The 19,790-nt window shown below is 37.5% G+C and carries 14 protein-coding genes; 12 read left to right on the top strand and 2 right to left on the bottom strand.

Features of this window, described 5'->3' with window-relative positions:
- The first annotated feature begins 14 nt into the window (after window positions 1-14).
- The 7 genes from GZ212_RS02840 (at window position 15) to GZ212_RS02810 (ending at window position 10,865) form a co-directional block, all read left to right on the top strand.
- Window positions 15-1,709: a DUF4270 domain-containing protein gene (locus tag GZ212_RS02840; RefSeq protein ID WP_166957084.1), complete on the top strand. Its 1,695-nt coding sequence runs from the start codon at window positions 15-17 to the stop codon at window positions 1,707-1,709.
- Window positions 1,710-1,715: 6 nt separating this feature from the next.
- Complete coding sequence (gene glmS / locus GZ212_RS02835) at window positions 1,716-3,563, top strand: glutamine--fructose-6-phosphate transaminase (isomerizing) (RefSeq protein WP_166957082.1); 1,848 nt, start codon at window positions 1,716-1,718, stop codon at window positions 3,561-3,563.
- Window positions 3,564-3,767: 204 nt separating this feature from the next.
- Complete coding sequence (locus tag GZ212_RS02830; protein WP_166957080.1) at window positions 3,768-6,536, top strand: TonB-dependent receptor; 2,769 nt, start codon at window positions 3,768-3,770, stop codon at window positions 6,534-6,536.
- A gap of 11 nt (window positions 6,537-6,547) precedes the next feature.
- Complete coding sequence (locus GZ212_RS02825) at window positions 6,548-8,212, top strand: SGNH/GDSL hydrolase family protein (RefSeq protein ID WP_166957078.1); 1,665 nt, start codon at window positions 6,548-6,550, stop codon at window positions 8,210-8,212.
- A 167-nt stretch (window positions 8,213-8,379) separates the two neighbouring features.
- Window positions 8,380-9,888: a F0F1 ATP synthase subunit beta gene (gene atpD / locus GZ212_RS02820; RefSeq protein WP_053970971.1), complete on the top strand. Its 1,509-nt coding sequence runs from the start codon at window positions 8,380-8,382 to the stop codon at window positions 9,886-9,888.
- A gap of 78 nt (window positions 9,889-9,966) precedes the next feature.
- A complete protein-coding gene (locus GZ212_RS02815; protein ID WP_053970970.1) occupies window positions 9,967-10,251 on the top strand; it encodes a F0F1 ATP synthase subunit epsilon in 285 nt (94 codons plus the stop codon).
- Window positions 10,252-10,337: 86 nt separating this feature from the next.
- Window positions 10,338-10,865 carry a hypothetical protein gene (locus GZ212_RS02810; protein WP_166957076.1) on the top strand — a complete coding sequence of 176 codons (528 nt, stop codon included), beginning with the start codon at window positions 10,338-10,340 and terminating at the stop codon, window positions 10,863-10,865.
- Window positions 10,866-10,867: 2 nt separating this feature from the next.
- On the opposite strand, the gene GZ212_RS02805 is transcribed toward GZ212_RS02810, so the two are convergent.
- Complete coding sequence (locus GZ212_RS02805) at window positions 10,868-12,610, bottom strand: sodium:solute symporter family protein (RefSeq protein WP_206080366.1); 1,743 nt, start codon at window positions 12,608-12,610, stop codon at window positions 10,868-10,870.
- A gap of 80 nt (window positions 12,611-12,690) precedes the next feature.
- Entirely contained in the window at window positions 12,691-14,190 is a 1,500-nt protein-coding gene (locus GZ212_RS02800; protein WP_166957074.1) for a PLP-dependent aminotransferase family protein, read from the bottom strand.
- Window positions 14,191-14,260: 70 nt separating this feature from the next.
- Between GZ212_RS02800 and GZ212_RS02795 the strand changes: the two genes are divergently transcribed.
- The 5 genes from GZ212_RS02795 to GZ212_RS02775 all read left to right on the top strand — a co-directional run bounded on the left by GZ212_RS02795 (window position 14,261) and on the right by GZ212_RS02775 (window position 19,778).
- Window positions 14,261-16,087: a TonB-dependent siderophore receptor gene (locus tag GZ212_RS02795; RefSeq protein WP_166957072.1), complete on the top strand. Its 1,827-nt coding sequence runs from the start codon at window positions 14,261-14,263 to the stop codon at window positions 16,085-16,087.
- 169 nt (window positions 16,088-16,256) lie between these two features.
- Entirely contained in the window at window positions 16,257-16,826 is a 570-nt protein-coding gene (locus GZ212_RS02790; protein WP_166957070.1) for a hypothetical protein, read from the top strand.
- An 11-nt stretch (window positions 16,827-16,837) separates the two neighbouring features.
- Entirely contained in the window at window positions 16,838-18,247 is a 1,410-nt protein-coding gene (locus tag GZ212_RS02785) for a flotillin family protein (protein ID WP_166957068.1), read from the top strand.
- A gap of 105 nt (window positions 18,248-18,352) precedes the next feature.
- Window positions 18,353-19,216, top strand: coding sequence for a cupin-like domain-containing protein (locus tag GZ212_RS02780; RefSeq protein WP_166957066.1), 864 nt, complete (start codon window positions 18,353-18,355; stop codon window positions 19,214-19,216).
- Window positions 19,217-19,250: 34 nt separating this feature from the next.
- Window positions 19,251-19,778 (top strand): porin family protein, encoded by a 528-nt coding sequence (locus GZ212_RS02775; protein ID WP_166957064.1) that lies wholly within the window; start codon window positions 19,251-19,253, stop codon window positions 19,776-19,778.
- The last annotated feature ends 12 nt before the right edge of the window (window positions 19,779-19,790 follow it).

Below are 19,790 nucleotides of genomic sequence, written 5' to 3'. Positions count from 1 at the left end.
CCCCTAAAACCTCTATGAAAAGAAACATGAATCTATTAAAAACAGTTGGTGCATTTGCTATATTTTCACTCCTTTTAACAGGTTGTAAAAAAGAATTTATATCGTCAGATAGTGACTTGCAAGGAAACCATAATTTCAACACTTCTAGTGTTAGATATCCTATTGCAACGTATAACAAGATGCTCAACGCAGTGCAAACATCTGGATTACCTGCCAACAGCTTAGGAATTTATGATGATCCTGTCTTTGGGCAAACCACAACCCATGTGGTTACCCAAATTATACCTGATAGCTACAATCCAGATTGGGGTACCGAACCTGTTTTTGACTCGATTGTAGTAACCATTCCTTATTTTTCAAATGTCACTGGTACTGACTCGGAAGGAAATTCAATCTATGAATTGGATTCAATCTTTAACGAAGCGCCAATGAAATTGTCAGTTTACAGGTCTAATTATTTTTTAAGTGATTACGACCAAGCATCAGAACCAGTGGTAGAACAACTCTACTATTCTGATTTAAGTGCTTTTGACAATGGTAATAACGAAGGTGAATTACTTTATGTTAATGAGAATTTCACAATTAACCCAAACGCCATAAGCCTGGGAGATTATGAAAGAGATGATAACGGTGAGATTATATATGACGACGATGGTCTGCCTACATATATTGAAGATAGAAGAATTGCTCCAAGTTTAAGGCTAAAATTAAACGAACAACCAGATTCATTTTGGCAGGAATTGTTTTTTCCTCCACAACCACAAGAGCCAGATACAGAAGCTCCTTTTCAGCCAGAGTTGAGCAATAGAAATAATTTTACCAATTTCTTCAGAGGTTTATACTTTAAAGTAGAGCCAGTGAATGGTCAAGGAAGCTATTTCATGTTGAATTTTGAAGCTTCAAGCGCTAGTGTTAATTTATATTACACCAATGATGAAGAAGACACTGTAAGAGATCAGGATATTTTTGAAATGTCATTTTCTGGTAACCGAGTATCCATTATTAAAAATGATCCCTCAAATACCCTGATTGAAAATGCCGATGCCAATGCAGATGAATTCAATGGTGACGAGCAGTTATTTTTAAAAGGAGGAGAAGGCTCAGTTGCAATCATTGACCTATTCAAAGATGAGGCGGTATATGATGATTTTATTAGCTCCTTTAAGGATGATAATGGCAACCCTACCAGACTTATTAATGAGGCCAACATGGTGTTCTATGTAGATCAAGATGCCGTTTTTGCGCAAGAGGAATCTCAAGAGCCAGAGCGGGTAATTCTCTATGACCTAAAAAATAATATACCTGTAATAGATTATAATTACGATCTCACTTCAGCTGTTGCTAATTCACCTCTTTATTCAAAAGTTTATCATTCTACCATTTTGGAGAAAGATGAAAATGGTAGAGGTTATCGATATAAGTTAAGGATTACTGAACACCTAAATAATATTCTACTTCGTGATTCAACTAATTTCAGCCTTGGCTTGATGGTCACTACGAATATCCTATATGCTCCAGAAGTCATAAATGGCGTTAATAGGAATAGTGTTTTAAATTCTGAAATAAAAAATGGGGAAGAGGTAAAAGAAATTTCTCCTGGAACAGTTCTATCCCCGAAAGGAACTATTTTGCATGGTGGTAATTCAAACGTACCTGATGATAAAAGGGTAGAATTAGAAATATTTTATTCAGAACCAGATCAAAATTAAAAATCTATGTGTGGAATTGTTGGTTACTTAGGACACCGTGAAGCTTACCCCATAGTCATGGAAGGCTTGAAGCGATTGGAATACCGAGGTTATGACAGTGCTGGTATTGCTTTATTTGATGGTACCGATTTAAACGTCTGTAAAACCAAAGGTAAAGTAGTTGATTTAGAAGATCGTGTTTCAAAAGAAATCCCAAGTACAGGAAAATTAGCGATAGGGCACACTAGATGGGCAACCCACGGGGAACCCAATGATGTTAATGCCCATCCACATTATTCAAATTCTGGTGATTTAGTCATCATTCATAACGGGATAATTGAAAATTATGAGTCCCTTAAAAAGGAATTGATTTCAAGAGGATACCACTTTAAGTCAGATACTGACACAGAAGTTTTGGTAAACCTAATTGAAGATGTTAAGAAGCAAGAAAATGTCAAACTAGGAAAAGCTGTTCAAACAGCCCTTAACCAAGTTGTTGGTGCCTATGCCATTGCTGTTTTTGACAAAAACAGACCAGAAGAAATCGTTATTGCCAGACTTGGAAGTCCATTGGCTGTCGGAATTGGAGACAACGAATTTTTTATTGCTAGTGATGCCTCTCCTTTCCTAGAGTATACCAAAAATGCCATTTATCTTGAAGACGAAGAAATGGCTATTGTACGTTTAGGTAAAGAAATAAAAGTACGCAAAATAAAAGATGATAGCCTAGTAGATCCCTATGTTCAAGAACTTCAAATGAATTTGGAGCAAATTGAAAAAGGAGGCTATGAGCATTTTATGCTCAAAGAAATCTACGAGCAACCAAGTGCTATCTTAGATACCTTTAGAGGGCGACTTTTGACCGATGAGGCCATTATAAAAATGGCAGGAGTTGAGGACAACATGAAAAAATTCCTCAATGCCGAAAGAATCATCATAGTGGCCTGTGGAACCTCTTGGCATGCGGGTATTGTAGCTGAATATATTTTTGAAGATTTAGCTAGAATTCCAGTAGAGGTTGAATATGCCTCTGAGTTTAGGTATCGCAACCCGGTCATATCAGAAAAAGATTTAATTATCGCTATTTCGCAATCTGGAGAAACAGCAGATACCCTAGCAGCCATTAAATTGGCCAAATCTAAAGGAGCCTTTGTTTTTGGCGTGTGTAATGTGGTGGGCTCTTCTATTGCCAGAGAGACGAACGCTGGAGCATACACTCATGCTGGTCCTGAAATTGGGGTAGCCTCTACTAAAGCATTTACGACCCAAATTACCGTCTTAAGTTTAATGGCTTTAAGATTAGCTAGAGCTAAGGGCACCATATCGAGCAGTGACTTTAGGCGCTATCTATTTGAGCTGGAAGGCATTCCTTCTAAAGTGGAAAAAGCTTTGACATCAGACGATTTAGTAAAAACCATTGCAGATATATATAAAGACTCTAGAAATTTCTTGTATTTAGGAAGAGGTTTTAATTTTCCAGTAGCTTTAGAGGGCGCCTTAAAACTTAAGGAAATTTCATACATCCATGCCGAAGGTTATCCAGCTGCGGAAATGAAACACGGTCCTATTGCATTGATCGATGAGCACATGCCCGTTGTGGTTATTGCTACTAAAAAGGGGCATTACGAAAAAATTGTAAGTAACATTCAGGAAATCAAATCTCGAAAAGGGAAAATAATTGGTATTGTTACTGAAGGGGATGTTCACGTAAAGGAATTAGCAGATCATGTTATCGAGGTTCCAGAAACATCAGAATTCCTTTCGCCATTGGTAACAACTATTCCATTGCAACTTTTATCTTATCACATAGCAGTTATGCTTGGAAAAAATGTTGACCAGCCAAGAAATTTAGCCAAGTCAGTCACAGTTGAATAACTTACTGATTTTCAATTATATAAAATCCCGAATTCTTCGGGATTTTTTTATTTTAAAGGCCTATCAAATAGTAAATAATCAAATTTAACATATCTTTTTTGAGAAAATTTACTATGCATGCATACTTTTTTGAGAAAAATGCATTATTTTGCCCCATATTTATATATATTGCTAATCGAATTAATCAAAAACCAAGACTCACAAATGAAATCAATTCTATCGATGTTTTTGTTGTTACTATGTTTTACAACATATTCTCAAACAACAATTTCAGGATCGGTTACGGACAATAATGGACAACCCATACCTGGAGCAAATGTAGTGGTAATGGGAAGGTCTCAAGGAACGGCAACCGATTTTGACGGTCGTTTTACCTTTTCAGTAGAACAGGACCCTCCGTTTACAATCCAAGCAAGTAGCGTAGGATTCACTTCTGAAACCATGGAAATCACACAAAATAGTCAGGAAGTCAATTTTATCCTTGAAGAAGGAACTTCTTTGGATGAAGTTGTTATTTCTGCATCAAGGACTCCCGAAAGAATAAGGGAATCCCCAGTGACCATCGAAAGAATGGATCTCACGGAAATCAAGAATACAGCGTCGGCATCCTTCTATGATTCTGTAGAAAATTTAAAAGGTATTGACATAAACACCAATAGTTTAACTTTTAAATCGGTAAATGCTAGAGGATTTGCCACGTTTGCCAATTCAAGATTTATGCAATTGGTGGATGGCATGGATAATTCATCGCCAGCCTTGAACTTCCCGATTGGGAATCTATTGGGGATGTCAGAATTAGATGTTAATTCCGTTGAATTATTGCCTGGTGCCTCTTCTGCACTATATGGAGCAAATGCTTTCAATGGTATCATGTTCATGACCAGTAAGAATCCTTTTGAGCATTCTGGTATTAGTGTTTATGGCAAAACAGGGATGACTTCTAGTCAAAATGCCGGGGATAATACATATGTTGACGTAGGAATAAGAGCTGCTTATAAATTCAGTGAAAAATTTGCAGCTAAAGCATCTTTATCATTTTTAAATGGTACGGAATGGTATGCTACAGATTATAGAGACTTCAACAATCCAGGTTGGAACAGAAATGATCCTGGATATGACGGATTAAATGTATACGGCGATGAAGTATCCACTACTTTAAATTTTGATGAAATTGCTGCTGGAGCACTGCCAATACCAGTAGCAACTAATTATGGTTCTTCAATGGTATCAAGGACTGGTTATAACGAAGTAGATTTAATGAATTACGATGCTGAAAGTTTAAAGGCTGACTTTGGACTATATTATAGACCTTGGGAAAATGATTTCGAAATCATATGGAATTCCAAAATAGGGCGAGGAAGCACCATCTATCAAGGAGCCAATAGATATTCCATCAAAGATTTCTTAATGCAACAACATAAGTTGGAAATAAGAAACAAGAACTTTTTTGTAAGAGGATACACTACCGCGGAAAAGGCTGGTAATTCATATGATTCTCGTTTTGCAGCGATTAATATGAACAGAGCATGGAAAGGAGATACCCAATGGTTCACCGATTATGCTGGTGCCTATTTGGGATATCTAGCGGGACAAGGTATATTTGACCCAACTTCAGAACAAGAAGCGGCAGCACACCTTGCAGCACGTTCTGCCGCAGATACTGGAAGATTGATACCTGGAACGGATGCATTTAACAATACTTTCGACAGAGTTACTTCTGATCCTAACCTAGAAACTGGTGCCAAGTTTAAGGACAACTCCAAAATTTACCACGTGGATGCCAATTACAATTTAAGTCATTTAATTAATGTAGTTGACATCATGGTTGGAGGTTCTTACAGACAATATTCCTTGAATTCTGGAGGTACTATCTACACAGACTATGATGGTTCTATTGATTATAATGAATATGGAGCCTATGTTCAACTTCAGAAAAAATTATTAAGTGACCGATTAAAATTCACTGGGTCTGTTCGTTATGACAAATCAGAATTTTTCGATGGTTTCTTCTCTCCAAGAGTGTCTTTTGTTTATGCTGCAGATGAAGCTGAAAAGCACAACATTCGCGCTTCTTACCAAACAGGATTTAGAAATCCAACAACTCAAGATTTATTTATTGGTTTAAATGCAGGTCGTGCCATATTGGTCGGTTCTTCTCCATCGAATCTAGACAGATATACAGCTACAAGCGCACCTTTAAGTACGAACGGTGCTGCCATAGTAGGAGCTCCAAATGTACAGTTGAATGGAGGTGATGCTTATTCTAATGCATTTGACTTGGCATCTGTTAATGCTGGTAATCCAACAGCTATTAATGTGGGTCTAGTTAAACCGGAGAAAGTGACCGCTTATGAAGTGGGGTATCGTGGTATTGTAGAACGCGTCAATATTGATTTGAGTGTTTACTATAACCAATATGAAGATTTTATTTCTAATAAAACGGTTCTAACTCCTTTATACGGACAAGCTGGAGATAATGGTTTATCCTTATTAGCATTACAAAATGGTGACTACCAAGCTTACCAAACCTATACAAATTCAACGGCAGATATCAATTCTTATGGTGCCTCTATTGGGTTTAATACCAAAGTATGGAATGGGTTTAATTTTGGTGTCAACTATACCTATGCCAAATTGGATTTTGATGAAGCAAGCGACCCAGGATTTGAAACATCCTTCAATACCCCTGAACATAAAGTCAAAGCAAGTCTAGGTCACAACGAATTGTTTAAAAATTTTGGTTTTAATGTGAATTGGAGATGGAATGACACCTACCTATGGCAATCATCCTTTGCTGATGCATATTTACCCGCTAGAAGTACCGTTGATGCCCAAATTAATTATACCATTCCAAGTATCAAATCAACTTTTAAATTAGGAGGCTCCAACATTTTGGGCTATGAATATGTAAGTGCTCCAGGTTCCGGAGCAGTAGGAGCTCTTTATTACATTTCTTGGACATTCAACAATTAAAAAAACTGGTTATGAAAATTAAATATATTTCTTTAATTCTAACTGCTTCACTAGCACTTTATGCCTGTGACAGCGACATAGACGCTCTTTCAGACCCTGTCAACAATGAGGTTGTAGAAGGGAATCCGGACATTCAATACAGTAGTGGATCGGCAGACTTTTCAACCTTTGTAAGTGTTGGAAATTCACTAACAGCAGGATACTCTGACAATGCCCTTTTTGCTATGGGACAAGAGGTATCCTTCCCAAACCTATTGGCTGGTCAATTTGCCTTGGCTGGAGGAGGAGATTTTACACAACCCTATATGAATGACGACATTGGAGGTCTTTTACTAGGAGGAAATCCGATTGCTTCTCCTAGAATGTTTTTCGATATCGCTACACAAACACCTTCAGTGGTTAGCGGTACGCCTTCTACTGAAGTATCAAATATTTTAAACGGTCCATTCAACAACATGGGAGTTCCTGGAGCCAAAACATACCACTTGGTAGCTCCTGGCTATGGGAACCTTGCCAATTTAGCTGTTGGAGCTGCTAATCCTTATTTTGTGAGAATGGCAACATCACCAAACACGACTGTTATAGCTGATGCCATGGCTATGAATCCAACCTTTTTCTCTCTTTGGATAGGAAATAATGACGTTTTGGGTTACGCAGCATCTGGTGGGTCTGGGACAGATCATAATGTGACTGGGAATTTAGACCCATCGACCTATGCTTCTAATGATATTACTAACTCCAATGTCTTTGCCCAAGTATACAATGGCTTGGTTCAAACCATGGTTTCAGGAGGTGCAGAAGGGGTCATTATGAATATTCCTGATGTGACTTCTACCCCATATTTCAATACCGTGCCATATGCGCCATTAGACCCAACCAATCCAGATTTTGGTCCGCAAATACCGACTCTAAATATGATCTTTGGCGCTTTAAATGGTGTTTTCACTGCATTAGGCGAACCAGAAAGAGCCATTATATTCAATGAAAATGCAGCAAGTGCCATTGTCATCAAAGATGAAAATTTAACAGATATTTCAGCCTCTATTGAATTTGCGTTGAACAGCAGTCCTACTTTTCCTGCTTTTATTGGTCAATTTGGTTTACCTCCAGAAGCAGCGCCACTTATCGCAAATATTTTAGGGCAACAGTACGGACAATGTAGACAAGCCACTGCTGAAGACTTAGTTGTCTTAACGAGCAGTTCAGTTATTGGAACTCCAAATATGGCATCGGCAACCGCTTTGGCCACCCAATTGATTAATAATGGTATTCCAGCTGCCTCCGCCCAACAATTGGCAGGCATGTTTTCCTTAGAAGGAATTACCTATGCCATGGATGACCAATGGGTCCTTTTACCAGAAGAACAAGAAGATGTCAACAATGCTATTTCGGCCTTTAACAATATCATTGAAAATGCAGCGATGACCAACGATTTGGCATTTTTTGATGTCAATAGCTTTTTTACAGAAGTGGCCAACACTGGATATCAAGCTGGAAGTGCATTTATGACTGCAGATTACGTGACTGGAGGAACCTTTTCTTTAGATGGAATTCACCCATCTCCAAGAGGTTATTCGGTAATTGCAAACAAAATTTTGGAAGTGATAAACGCCAAATACGGATCGAATATTCAAGGGGTTAATCCAGTAGATTTTACAGGAGTTTACATTCAGTAATCCAACACATTGCATAAAAAAAAGCGCCCCTTAAAAGTGGGCGTTTTTTTTTGAAGCCAAAAACCCTAAAAACATATTTTATATTAAATTAAAAAACATATCTTTGCAGCGCGAAAACCAGAGGCGTTTTCATTCAATTAAATTGCATAATATTAAATACATAAGTAATGTCAAAAGTTACAGGTAAAGTTGCACAAATTGTAGGTCCAGTTATCGATGTTGAATTTGGTTCTGAGACTGCACTTCCAAAGATTTATGATTCATTAGAAATTAGCAGACCAGACGGTTCCACATTAGTACTTGAAGTTCAATCTCACATTGGTGAGGATACTGTTCGTACTATTGCGATGGACTCTACCGATGGTTTGAGTAGAGGGACTGAAGTTATTGCAACAGGATCTCCTATCCAAATGCCAATTGGAGACGATGTTTACGGACGTCTTTTCAACGTAATGGGTGATGCCATCGACGGATTAGGAAACTTACCAAAAACTGGAGACAACGGACTTCCAATTCACAGGGAAGCCCCTAAGTTTGAAGATTTATCAACTTCTACCGAAGTTTTATTTACAGGTATTAAAGTAATCGATTTGATCGAGCCTTATGCAAAAGGAGGTAAAATTGGATTATTTGGTGGTGCCGGTGTAGGTAAAACGGTATTGATTCAGGAGTTGATTAACAATATTGCAAAAGGTCACGGTGGTTTATCAGTATTTGCTGGTGTAGGTGAAAGAACTCGTGAAGGAAATGACCTTTTAAGAGAGATGCTTGAGTCTGGAATTATCAAGTATGGTGATGACTTCATCCATTCTATGGAAGCCGGAGGATGGGATCTTCAAAAAGTAGATAAAGCCGTTATGAAAGACTCTAAAGCGACTTTCGTATTCGGACAGATGAATGAGCCACCAGGAGCACGTGCACGTGTTGCTTTATCTGGTTTGACCATTGCTGAGTATTTCCGTGATGGAGCTGGAGACGGACAAGGAAAAGACGTACTTTTCTTCGTTGATAACATCTTCCGTTTTACACAGGCTGGTTCCGAGGTATCTGCACTTCTAGGTCGTATGCCATCTGCGGTAGGTTACCAACCAACTTTAGCAACAGAAATGGGTGCGATGCAAGAGCGTATTACTTCTACCAAAAGAGGCTCTATTACATCAGTACAAGCGGTTTATGTACCTGCGGATGACTTAACGGATCCCGCGCCTGCAACAACGTTTGCCCACTTGGATGCTACAACCGTATTGTCTCGTAAAATTGCTGAGCTTGGTATTTATCCAGCGGTAGACCCGTTAGATTCTACTTCTAGAATTTTGACTGCAGACATTTTAGGAAAAGAGCACTATGACTGTGCACAAAGAGTAAAAGAGTTATTACAACGCTATAAAGAATTACAAGACATTATTGCCATCTTAGGTATGGAAGAATTATCTGAAGAAGATAAATTGGCCGTATCAAGAGCAAGACGTGTACAACGTTTCTTATCACAACCTTTCCACGTAGCTGAGCAGTTTACTGGTATTCCTGGAGTTTTGGTAGATATTAAAGATACCATCAAAGGTTTCAACATGATTATGGACGGTGCATTAGATCACCTACCTGAAGCAGCTTTCAACCTTAAAGGAACTATTGAAGATGCTATTGAAGCTGGAGAGAAAATGTTAGCGGAAGCGTAAAACAGTAAGCAGTATGCCGTATGCAGTTGGCTTTAATCCACTAATTACTAATTACTGATTACTAAATACTAAGAAACTATGTATTTAGAAATTGTATCACCAGAAGCCACCATTTTCAGTTCAGAAGTTGATTCTGTAGTTGTGCCTGGAGCTATGGGAGAGTTTCAAATGTTAAATAACCACGCACCTATTGTGTCGTTATTGAAAGAAGGAACCATTAAAATTCATACGCATTCCGATAGTAAATTGGTTTATGATGAACTGCATGGGTCTTTGGTACCAGAAGACAAACTTTTAAAACTTAAAATTAACTCTGGAACTTTAGAAATGAAAGATAATAAAGCCATTATTCTAGTCGAGTAAGCTTTATTTCGCTATAATTTTTAAAACCGTAAAGTTTTTCTTTACGGTTTTTTTATTTTAGCCAGAACCAAACAAATCAACTAGCCATGTCCCCAACCATTAAATTTATCCAAAAAGTACCCCTTTGGAAAACCATCTTAGGAGTCACCTTTCTTATTAATATCCCACTATTTATACTTCTATTTGGGATATTAGCCATTGTGCCATTAGTCTTGGTTTTCCAAACCCTCAAGCGACAAGGCACTGAAATCGATTTAAATTCAAAAAAATATCGCAATATCACCTCCTTTTTAGGTCTCAGTTTTGGAAATTGGCAGGACTTACCAGAAATAGACTATGTCTCTGTATTTGCCACAACAGAAACAGTAACTATGAGAGCAGTCTCTGCCCAATCTAGTAGAAATCAAGACATAATTAAATTGAACTTATTTCACAGCAGAAACCAAAAGATTGAGGCCTATTCCACACAAGATAAAATCGAGGCCTTTGATGTGGCTATTCAGATTGCAGAAACCCTATCTGCTGATGTTTTGGATGCCACAAACAAAGGTGATAATAAATTTATTGATATGGACCATTTCAAATTTACTAAAGAAATAAAGTACATTTCTTAAATCTATTCAACCTCATCAAGAACCTTGTTCCAAATTCTTTTCAAAACAAAGGCACATATGATTGCTACAACAGTCAATAAGAATGCTGCCAAGGTTTTCCCATAAATATAATAACCAGTAGCAAACAACACGCTATAAGTTCCTATGACACCAAGAAAGAAAGCTAATATCTTATAACCAATATTTTTGAATTTACTTTCATTACCAAAGGCTACATTTTCAAAATGGTCAAGTGTTTCTTGATTACTTCGCGGGGTCATTAAGGTCACAACAATCCACCCAATAGTTGTTAAGACCACACCAATAATCAGTTGCATATAGCCTTGTAACTCAAACCAAGGTTGTTCCAATTTTCCATTAACAAAAAACACTACCGCAATAATGAATGAAATCACCATGGCGGCAATCTCGCTGTACGGATTAATTTGTTTCCAAAACCATCTGAGAATAAACAACAGTCCAGTCCCCGCTCCTATTTGAAGCAACAGATCAAAAACGTCTTTAGCTGATTTGATATAAAAGGAGAATAAAGCAGCACAAACCATCAAAAGGACTGTTGAAATTCTTCCGACAAGCACTTTCTGCTTTTCGCTAGCACCTTCATTTATAAATCTTCCATAAAAGTCGTTAACAATATAGGAACTACCCCAATTCAATTGTGTGGAAATCGTACTCATAAAAGCGGCTGCGAGAGAGGTAATCACCAAACCGATTAAGCCAGCAGGCAAATAAGTCATCATAGCCGCATAGGCCACATCATGACCGTGCATATCCTCATGCAAACCGGGAAAGGCGACTCCAATACTTTCTAAGGAAGGGAACACAACCAACGAAGCCAAACCTACTAGAATCCATGGCCACGGACGTAAAGCATAATGGGCAAAATTAAAAAACAGAGTCGCCCAAGTGGCGTGCTTTTCATCCTTAGCAGCTAACATACGTTGTGCAATATATCCACCACCTCCGGGTTCTGCTCCGGGATACCAAGTACTCCACCATTGCACCGCAAATGGGATGATAAACAACGTTATTAATGTTTCAGTATTGGAGAAGTCTGGAAGAATATTAAGTTTTCCTGAAACATTTTCATGTTGCAAAAGTTCTCCCATTCCACCAATCTCAGGTAGATTAACAATATAAATTGTGGCCCAAACAGACCCAACCATGGCCAAAAGAAATTGAAAGAAATCTGTAATCAATACCCCCTTTAAACCTCCTAACGAGGAATAAATCACCACTATAATTGAAGAATATAGCAGCGTTTCTTGTTGGGATAATCCCAATAAAATATTGGCAATTTTAGAGCCGGCCAAACAAACACCTGCCATGGTGATTATATTAAAAATAACCCCCAAATAAATAGCTCGAAATCCTCTTAAAAAACTAGCTGGTTTCCCGGAATACCGCAATTCATAAAATTCTAAATCCGTAGTAATTCCAGACTTTCGCCATAGTTTGGCATAAAAGAAAACAGTGAGCATTCCTGTAAGCAACAGAGCCCACCAAACCCAGTTTCCAGAAACTCCATTGGTTCTCACTAATTCAGTAACCAATCCAGGTGTATCAGCTGCAAAGGTTGTTGCTACCATAGATACCCCCAACAGCCACCACGGCATGTTTCGTCCAGAAAGAAAAAACTCAGAGCTATTTTCCCCTGATTTTTTGGAGACTACAATACCAATTAGGATAGAAAATGCAAAGAACAAAGCAATTATAACAAAGTCTAAGGAAGAAAGATGAATCATGAAAGCGTTTATTTATCTGCTAAATATAATACAAACTTCAAGCATTCCACAATTTGATTTCATTCAATAATATTCTCAGCCTAGTGAGATTTTACTGTCCTTAAATAGGCGCTTTTCAAGCTATCTATAACGTACTCTATTTCTGTTTCGTTAAGGTGACCAAACCCAAAACGGATGGCACAAGTATGCTTATCTTGATATAAAATAGTTTTGGGAAGAAAGACATTTTCCTTGACACTCTCTTCTGTAAAACGAACCAAGGAAATTGGCTTAGTAAATTGGAGCCAAATCGCAAGTCCACCAGTTGGTTTTTCCCATTTTAAAATATCTCCAAAATGAAAATCTAATTGGTTGCATAAAACCTCCAGTCGCTGTTTATAAAGCAACACATTCTTTTTTAAATAGCGGTGGATTTCACCTTCATAGATAAGCGCAGATAGCATTTGTTGCTGAATCATATCGCCTTGGGCATCTAGTAACTCCAAATAATTTTTAGCCTCAGAAATCAAGTTTTTAGGAGCCACTACAAAACCGGTTTGAAAACTCGGAAATAAAGATTGACCAAACTTGCCCAAATAAATTACCATTCCGTGTGTATCAGAGCTTGCTAAAGGCAACATAGGAGACCCTTCATACTGAAAATCATAATCAAAATCATCTTCAATGATGGCAAATTGATATTCTTTGGCCAACTCCAAAAGCTGCAGACGCCTTTCAGCACTTAATGTTTGATTGGAGGGATAATGCCTTTGCGGATTTATATAGACACACCTAATAGATTTCTTGATAAAATGGGTTCTTATATAATTGACATCCAAACCATCTTGATCAACCGGAATTATTTTTACATTGGCACCTACTTGTTGAAAGATTCTATTGGCAGAATAGTTACTTAAATCACCTACCAAAACCACATCCCTTTTTTTCAAAAGCAATTGAGAGACCACATACAAGCTCATTTCGGTACTTCTGGTACTAATCAAATTTTGAGGCTTCATATTGAACCCACGAGTAGCATTCAAAAAGTTACACAACTGAGTCTCATAATTAAAATAGAAGGAGTCCTCATTTTGATGCCATTTACTCGGCAAGTTTCTACGTTTTAAAGTCGAATTGTACCATCTAGAAAACTGATGGGTAGGATGCAATCTCAAATCTGGCTGACCATCATTGATACTAATTTTTGCTTCTGAATATTCTCTGGTAGAAGCCAAATGAAAAGAAGCTTGAAATGGAAAACCTGTTTTATCGGGATACCTATTGATTTGATCTACTTGAAATCCATGTGCTACAATCGCTTCTTTCTTCCTTTCTGGAACCAATACAAAAGATCCTTTATTTGCCAAGATTTCTACCCATCCTTGCGCTGCCAATTCATTGTAAACAGCCACAGCCGTGTTCCTATGTATATTTAAAGCTTTGGAAAACACCCGTGTACCCGGAAGTTTTGTACCTTTAGTAATATATCCCCTTTGTATAGCATTGATTATTTGTTGGGAAATTTGAACATAAACGGCCTGGGTAGCCGATTTATCGACTTGTATTAATTGTTTTACTCGATCTAAATCCGGACTATTCATTGATTTAAAACTGGACTAGCTTACTAATCCGGAAAATTACGAATTTTGCATCGTTTTTTAAAAATCCCTAATGAAATATACAATGAAATTAAATCTCCTCTTAGCTAGTTTTCTCGCAGGTATCTTCTTGACACAAGCTCAGGATTTCCCTCAACAAGATTTAGACTCAGTGGTGATTATCTCTTCCAGAATTGAACTTCCATTTAAAGAAAATTCTAGAACCATCACCGTCATCAACTCGGAAATGATCCAAAAAAGTGCCGCTACCAACGTAGTAGATTTATTGCAGCAGGTAGCCGGGGTCGATATAAGACGTAGAGGTACCGCCGGTTCCCAAGCTGATTTATACATTAGAGGTGGGAGTTTTGACCAAACCCTTCTTTTAATAGATGGAATAAAACTGGAAGACGCTCAAACAGGTCATCATACCATGAACCTTATCTTACCTTTAGATGTCATAGAACGCATAGAAATTATAAAAGGACCGGCAGCCAGAGTTTTTGGTCAAAATGCTTTTACTGGTGCAGTAAACATTGTTACTAAAAAAGCTTTGGAAAACCAGGTAAAATTAGGAGTTCAAGGTGGCTCTTTTGGTCAAAAAAATGCAGAAGTTACGGTGAGCAGTAATTTACAGAACACCTCTCATTTGGTGCACTATTCCAGAAACACTTCTGAAGGATATCGCTACAATACCGATTATGACAACCAGAACTATTTTATCAAAAGTAGCTTCAACAAGAACCATATGCCTATTGATCTCATTGCAACATTTCAGGAGCGTAAATTTGGTGCCAATGGTTTTTATTCTACCCCATCTGCAACTGATCAATATGAAGAAACCCAAGCAAGTTTGGTAGGACTTTCTTCGGTTTACAAACATAACAACCTCACCTTAAAACCGAGATTGTACTGGAGAAGAAATCAGGATGAATATGTTTTCATTCGTACCAATCCCGAGGTTTACAGAAATTTACATATCACCAACAAAGTTGCTGCCGAACTTCATGGATCTTATTCATCTTCTTTAGGAACAACAGGATTTGGGGTTGATTTGGCACAAGTATATCTTTCCAGCAATAATTTAGGGGACCGCGAACGCTTCATGACCAATTTTTTCCTCGAGCATCGTTTCAAGTTTCTAAATGATAAACTAGATGTGACTCCTGGTGTTGCTCTGACCTATTTTTCAGATTTTAAGTTTCATGCCTTCCCCGGGGTTGACATTGGGTATTCCATTTCAGAACAATTTAAATTTTATGGAAATGTTGGTTATACTTACCGAATTCCAACCTATACCGACCTGTACTACAGTGATCCAACGACTTTGGGTAATGACCAATTGGATCCTGAAGAGGCCATAGCAGAGGAAATAGGTATCAAATATCTAGGTGCAAAATGGAATGGATCTTTGGCATTCTTTAATCGTGATTCCAAAAAATTGATTGACTATGTCAAGGAAAATGAAGATGATCTTTGGCAAGCTACCAATATCAGAGATTTGAACACCAAAGGATTTGAGGCCAATATCAATTATCGTTTTAATATAGCAGGTGATACACAACTCATGGATTTAGGTTATACCTTTATTGATGATGAAGTCAAAAATTTAGACATCGCTTTCTCGCGCTATTCCATCAATTCTTTAAAACATCAAGTAACCGCAACCTATAAAGGACGATTCTTTAATATTTTACAACCTACCATGGTATATAAATATGCCGAAAGAACCTCTGGGCAAGCTTATACCGTGTATGACGCTGGGTTATCGGTTATCATCAACCAATTGGAACTTTCAGTTTTTGCCAACAATATTTTTAATGAAGAATATTATGAAACGAACTTAGTTCCCATGCCAAAAGGCAACCTTCTTTTCGGTCTTAATTATAGATTTAAATAAGTTTAAAAAGACATAGAATCTAAACCCAAACGAAGCGTTTGGGTTTTTTTATTTGTAACAAAAAATGATTTTGGAATACTCATAAGTTGTAAAGGAAAAAACATGACGTTTGTAAGTTTTTTCTTTTTATAAAAAGTTTATCTTTCAACTTTACTAACAACTAACTACTATGATGGATTGGTATACTACCATGGAAACATTTCCAAAAATCTATTGGACCATTGCCCTTGCAGGTTCATTAATATTTATTATCACATTAATTTTAAGCCTTTTAGGAGGAGAAACGGATTTAGGAGATGTTGATACAGAAATAGAAACAGATACAGGAATTGGATTCCAATTTTTAACTTTCAAGAACCTAGTTGGTTTCTTTACCATATTTGGATGGTCTGGTATCGCCTGCATGGATGCTGGTCTTTCAAAGCCATTAACCATTTTAATATCTTTCTTTTGCGGATTGATTATGATGGCCATAATGGCAACCATGTTCCACTATATGAAAAAGTTAAACGATAGTGGTACCCTAGACTATAAAAATGCCATCAATTCTATTGGGGAAGTATATTTAACCGTAGGTAAAAATCGTTCTTCCATTGGAAAAGTACATATAAATGTTCAAGGATCCCTGAGAGAACTTGAAGCTATAACAGATGAAAGTCTAGATCTAAAACCCGGCTCAGTAATTTCTGTTACTGAAATAACCGCCAATGGCATCCTAATAATTAAAAAACAATCCTAATTATCTATACCATGACTATACCTTTATTACAAATGACAGACCTAGGTTTGCCCTTAGGAATCATTTTTACTATTCTATTTTTCTTTGTAATCCTAGTCGTTCTTATCAAGCGATATAAAAGATGTCCTTCAGACCGAATTTTGGTGGTTTACGGTAAGGTTGGCGGAGGCCAATCTGCCAAATGTATCCATGGTGGAGCAGCTTTGATTATCCCTGTAATTCAAGATTATGAATACTTGGATTTAACACCCATTTCTATTGAGGTTAATCTGGTAAATGCCCTAAGTAAGCAAAACATTCGTGTTAATGTTCCTTCAAGGTTTACCATTGGGGTTTCCACAGAACCGGGGGTGATGCAAAATGCTGCCGAACGTCTTTTAGGACTTGGTCTACAGGACATTCAAGAATTGGCTAAAGAAATCATCTTTGGACAGTTGCGTTTGGTTGTAGCTTCCATGGATATTGAGGAAATCAATTCCGATCGCGACAAGTTCTTGACCAATATTTCCCAAAGTGTTGAATCTGAACTTAAGAAAGTAGGACTTAAACTTATCAACGTAAACATTACCGATATCGTTGATGAATCTGGCTATATCGAAGCTTTAGGTAAGGAAGCAGCTGCCCACGCGATTAACGCGGCCAGAAAATCAGTAGCAGAAAAAAATAGAGACGGGTCCATTGGTGAGGCTAATGCGGTTCAAGACGAAAGAACTCAAGTTGCGGCTGCAAATGCAAAGGCTGTTGATGGAGAAAACACGGCAAAAATTGAGGTGGCAAATTCCAATGCTCTAAGAAGACAAAAAGAAGCAGAAGCAGAAAGATTGGCTATTGCCTCTGAAAAAGTTCAAGCAGCCAAAGCTTTAGAAGAATCTTACGCTGCAGAAAAAGAAGCAGAGATGGCCAGGTCTGAAAGAGAAAGATCTTCTCAAATTGCTGATGTTATCATCCCAGCTGAAATCGAAAAAAGCAAAGCAGAAATCGATGCGGAAGCTGAAGCTGAAAGAATCAGAAGAAAAGCTAGGGGTGAGGCCGATGCCATTTTGTTTAAAGCACAAGCCGAAGCACAAGGACAGTTTGAAGTATTAACAAAACAAGCTCAAGGTCTTGATCAAATTGTAAAAGCAGCAGGAAACAATTCTAGAGATGCTGTATTACTTTTAATTGCTGACAAGCTTCCAGAATTGGTAAAAATCCAAGCAGAGGCTATTAAAAATATTAAAATAGATAAAGTGACTGTTTGGGAAAATGGTCAAAGTAAGGACGGAAAAGGATCTACAGCCAACTTTTTATCAGGCTTATATCAATCTGTTCCGCCTTTACAGGAAATGTTCAACATGGCTGGAATGGAATTACCTGAATATTTAAAAGGTAAAGATCCTAATGAACCCATCATTCAAGATGAAGAAACTCCAACTACTTAATAATTGCCCCCCTTTTTTAGGGGGTTTTTTATTATTAACAAATCCCTATAATTCATTTGGTAACCTTTTCTTAACTTTGAAAGGTTAATCATCATTTCAGTTTAGGTGCAATTAAAAACCATTCCTCGCGTAAAGACCCTAGATAAGGACACCTTTTTCAAAGAGTATTACAAACCTCAAAAACCTGTGGTTATCGAGCGTTTTATTGAGGATTGGCCAGCGTTTTCAAAATGGAATTTAGATTATATAAAATCCGTTGCTGGAGATAAGGTGGTTCCTCTCTATGATGATCGACCGGTAAGCCACAAAGATGGTTTTAACGAACCCCACTCTAAAATGAAAATGGGTGACTACATTGATTTACTCAAAAATGAGCCTACCCGTTATCGCATTTTTTTATGGAACATTTTAAAGGAAGTGCCGCAATTACAAGCGGATTATAGTTACCCAGACTTTGGTTTAAAATTGATGAAGGGACTCCCCATGCTCTTCTTTGGCGGGGAGAACTCCTATACCTTTATGCATTATGATATTGACCTAGCCAATATTTTCCATTTCCATTTTGAAGGCAAAAAGGAGATCATTCTTTTTGATCAAAATCAGAACAAAGTACTTTATAAAATTCCGCATTCCCTAATCACCAGAGAAGACATCGATTTTTCCAATCCCGATTATTCTCAATGGCCAGCACTACAGCATGCCACAGGTTTTAAAACCGAACTCAACCATGGCGAGGTCCTTTATATGCCTGAAGGTTATTGGCACTATATGCGTTATATCACCCCAGGATTCTCAATGAGCTTGAGGTCCATACCCAAAAAACCTAAGAATTTAGGTAAAGCCATTTATAACATTTTCGTTATGCGTCATATAGATAATTTGATGAGACGGGTACAAGGACAAAAATGGATTGACTGGAAAAATGAACAAGCCGTTGTAAAAACCCATAGATATCTCAAAAGTATCTAGTATTTTTGATTAGTAAAACTTAGAATCTATTACTATGAAACAATTTTTATGCGCCCTTTCCTTATTAGCTGTATCGTTTGTTCACGCACAAGCTTTCAAGGGTAAAGGTGACCAAAAACTACAAATTGGTGCCAACTTCCAGGATTCAGCCACGGGTATTAATCTATCTTATGATTATGGTTTAGGAGAAAATATCTCTATTGGGGTGTCTTCAAGCTATGCCTTGGGAATTTCAAATGGTTTGGATAAAGATGTGGTTGTTTATGGTGGAACTGTCGTTGAAAAAGCAGATTTCACAGATCGCTTTGATTTAAAAGCCCGTTTTAATGCCAATATTGGAAACGTTCTGAACATTGATGAGAATTTTGACCTGTACCCTGGTTTAAATCTAAGCCTTAAAAACTTTGGAGGCCATGTAGGAGCCAGATACTTTTTCACTGAAGGATTCGGTTTATATACCGAGGCACAGTTCCCTATTGCCAAATACAATGACAACTTAACACCAGCAGAACATCTTTACAATCAGTTTAACGTTAATGTGGGAGCTGTTTTCAACTTATAAAACATTTTTATT

Origin of the sequence: Mangrovimonas sp. CR14 (genome assembly GCF_011764015.1) — a bacterium.
Classification (GTDB): Bacteria; Bacteroidota; Bacteroidia; order Flavobacteriales; family Flavobacteriaceae; genus Mangrovimonas; species Mangrovimonas futianensis.
This window is presented reverse-complemented; position numbering and strand designations above follow the sequence as displayed.

Coding starts and splice junctions, on each gene's coding strand:
- GZ212_RS02810 (WP_166957076.1), top strand. CDS start 10,338: ATGTCCCCAACCATTAAATTTATCCAAAAAGTACCCCTTTGGAAAACC.
- GZ212_RS02775 (WP_166957064.1), top strand. CDS start 19,251: ATGAAACAATTTTTATGCGCCCTTTCCTTATTAGCTGTATCGTTTGTT.
- GZ212_RS02840 (WP_166957084.1), top strand. CDS start 15: ATGAAAAGAAACATGAATCTATTAAAAACAGTTGGTGCATTTGCTATA.
- atpD (WP_053970971.1), top strand. CDS start 8,380: ATGTCAAAAGTTACAGGTAAAGTTGCACAAATTGTAGGTCCAGTTATC.
- GZ212_RS02825 (WP_166957078.1), top strand. CDS start 6,548: ATGAAAATTAAATATATTTCTTTAATTCTAACTGCTTCACTAGCACTT.
- GZ212_RS02790 (WP_166957070.1), top strand. CDS start 16,257: ATGATGGATTGGTATACTACCATGGAAACATTTCCAAAAATCTATTGG.
- glmS (WP_166957082.1), top strand. CDS start 1,716: ATGTGTGGAATTGTTGGTTACTTAGGACACCGTGAAGCTTACCCCATA.
- GZ212_RS02830 (WP_166957080.1), top strand. CDS start 3,768: ATGAAATCAATTCTATCGATGTTTTTGTTGTTACTATGTTTTACAACA.
- GZ212_RS02805 (WP_206080366.1), bottom strand. CDS start 12,610: ATGATTCATCTTTCTTCCTTAGACTTTGTTATAATTGCTTTGTTCTTT.
- GZ212_RS02785 (WP_166957068.1), top strand. CDS start 16,838: ATGACTATACCTTTATTACAAATGACAGACCTAGGTTTGCCCTTAGGA.
- GZ212_RS02815 (WP_053970970.1), top strand. CDS start 9,967: ATGTATTTAGAAATTGTATCACCAGAAGCCACCATTTTCAGTTCAGAA.
- GZ212_RS02800 (WP_166957074.1), bottom strand. CDS start 14,190: ATGAATAGTCCGGATTTAGATCGAGTAAAACAATTAATACAAGTCGAT.
- GZ212_RS02795 (WP_166957072.1), top strand. CDS start 14,261: ATGAAATATACAATGAAATTAAATCTCCTCTTAGCTAGTTTTCTCGCA.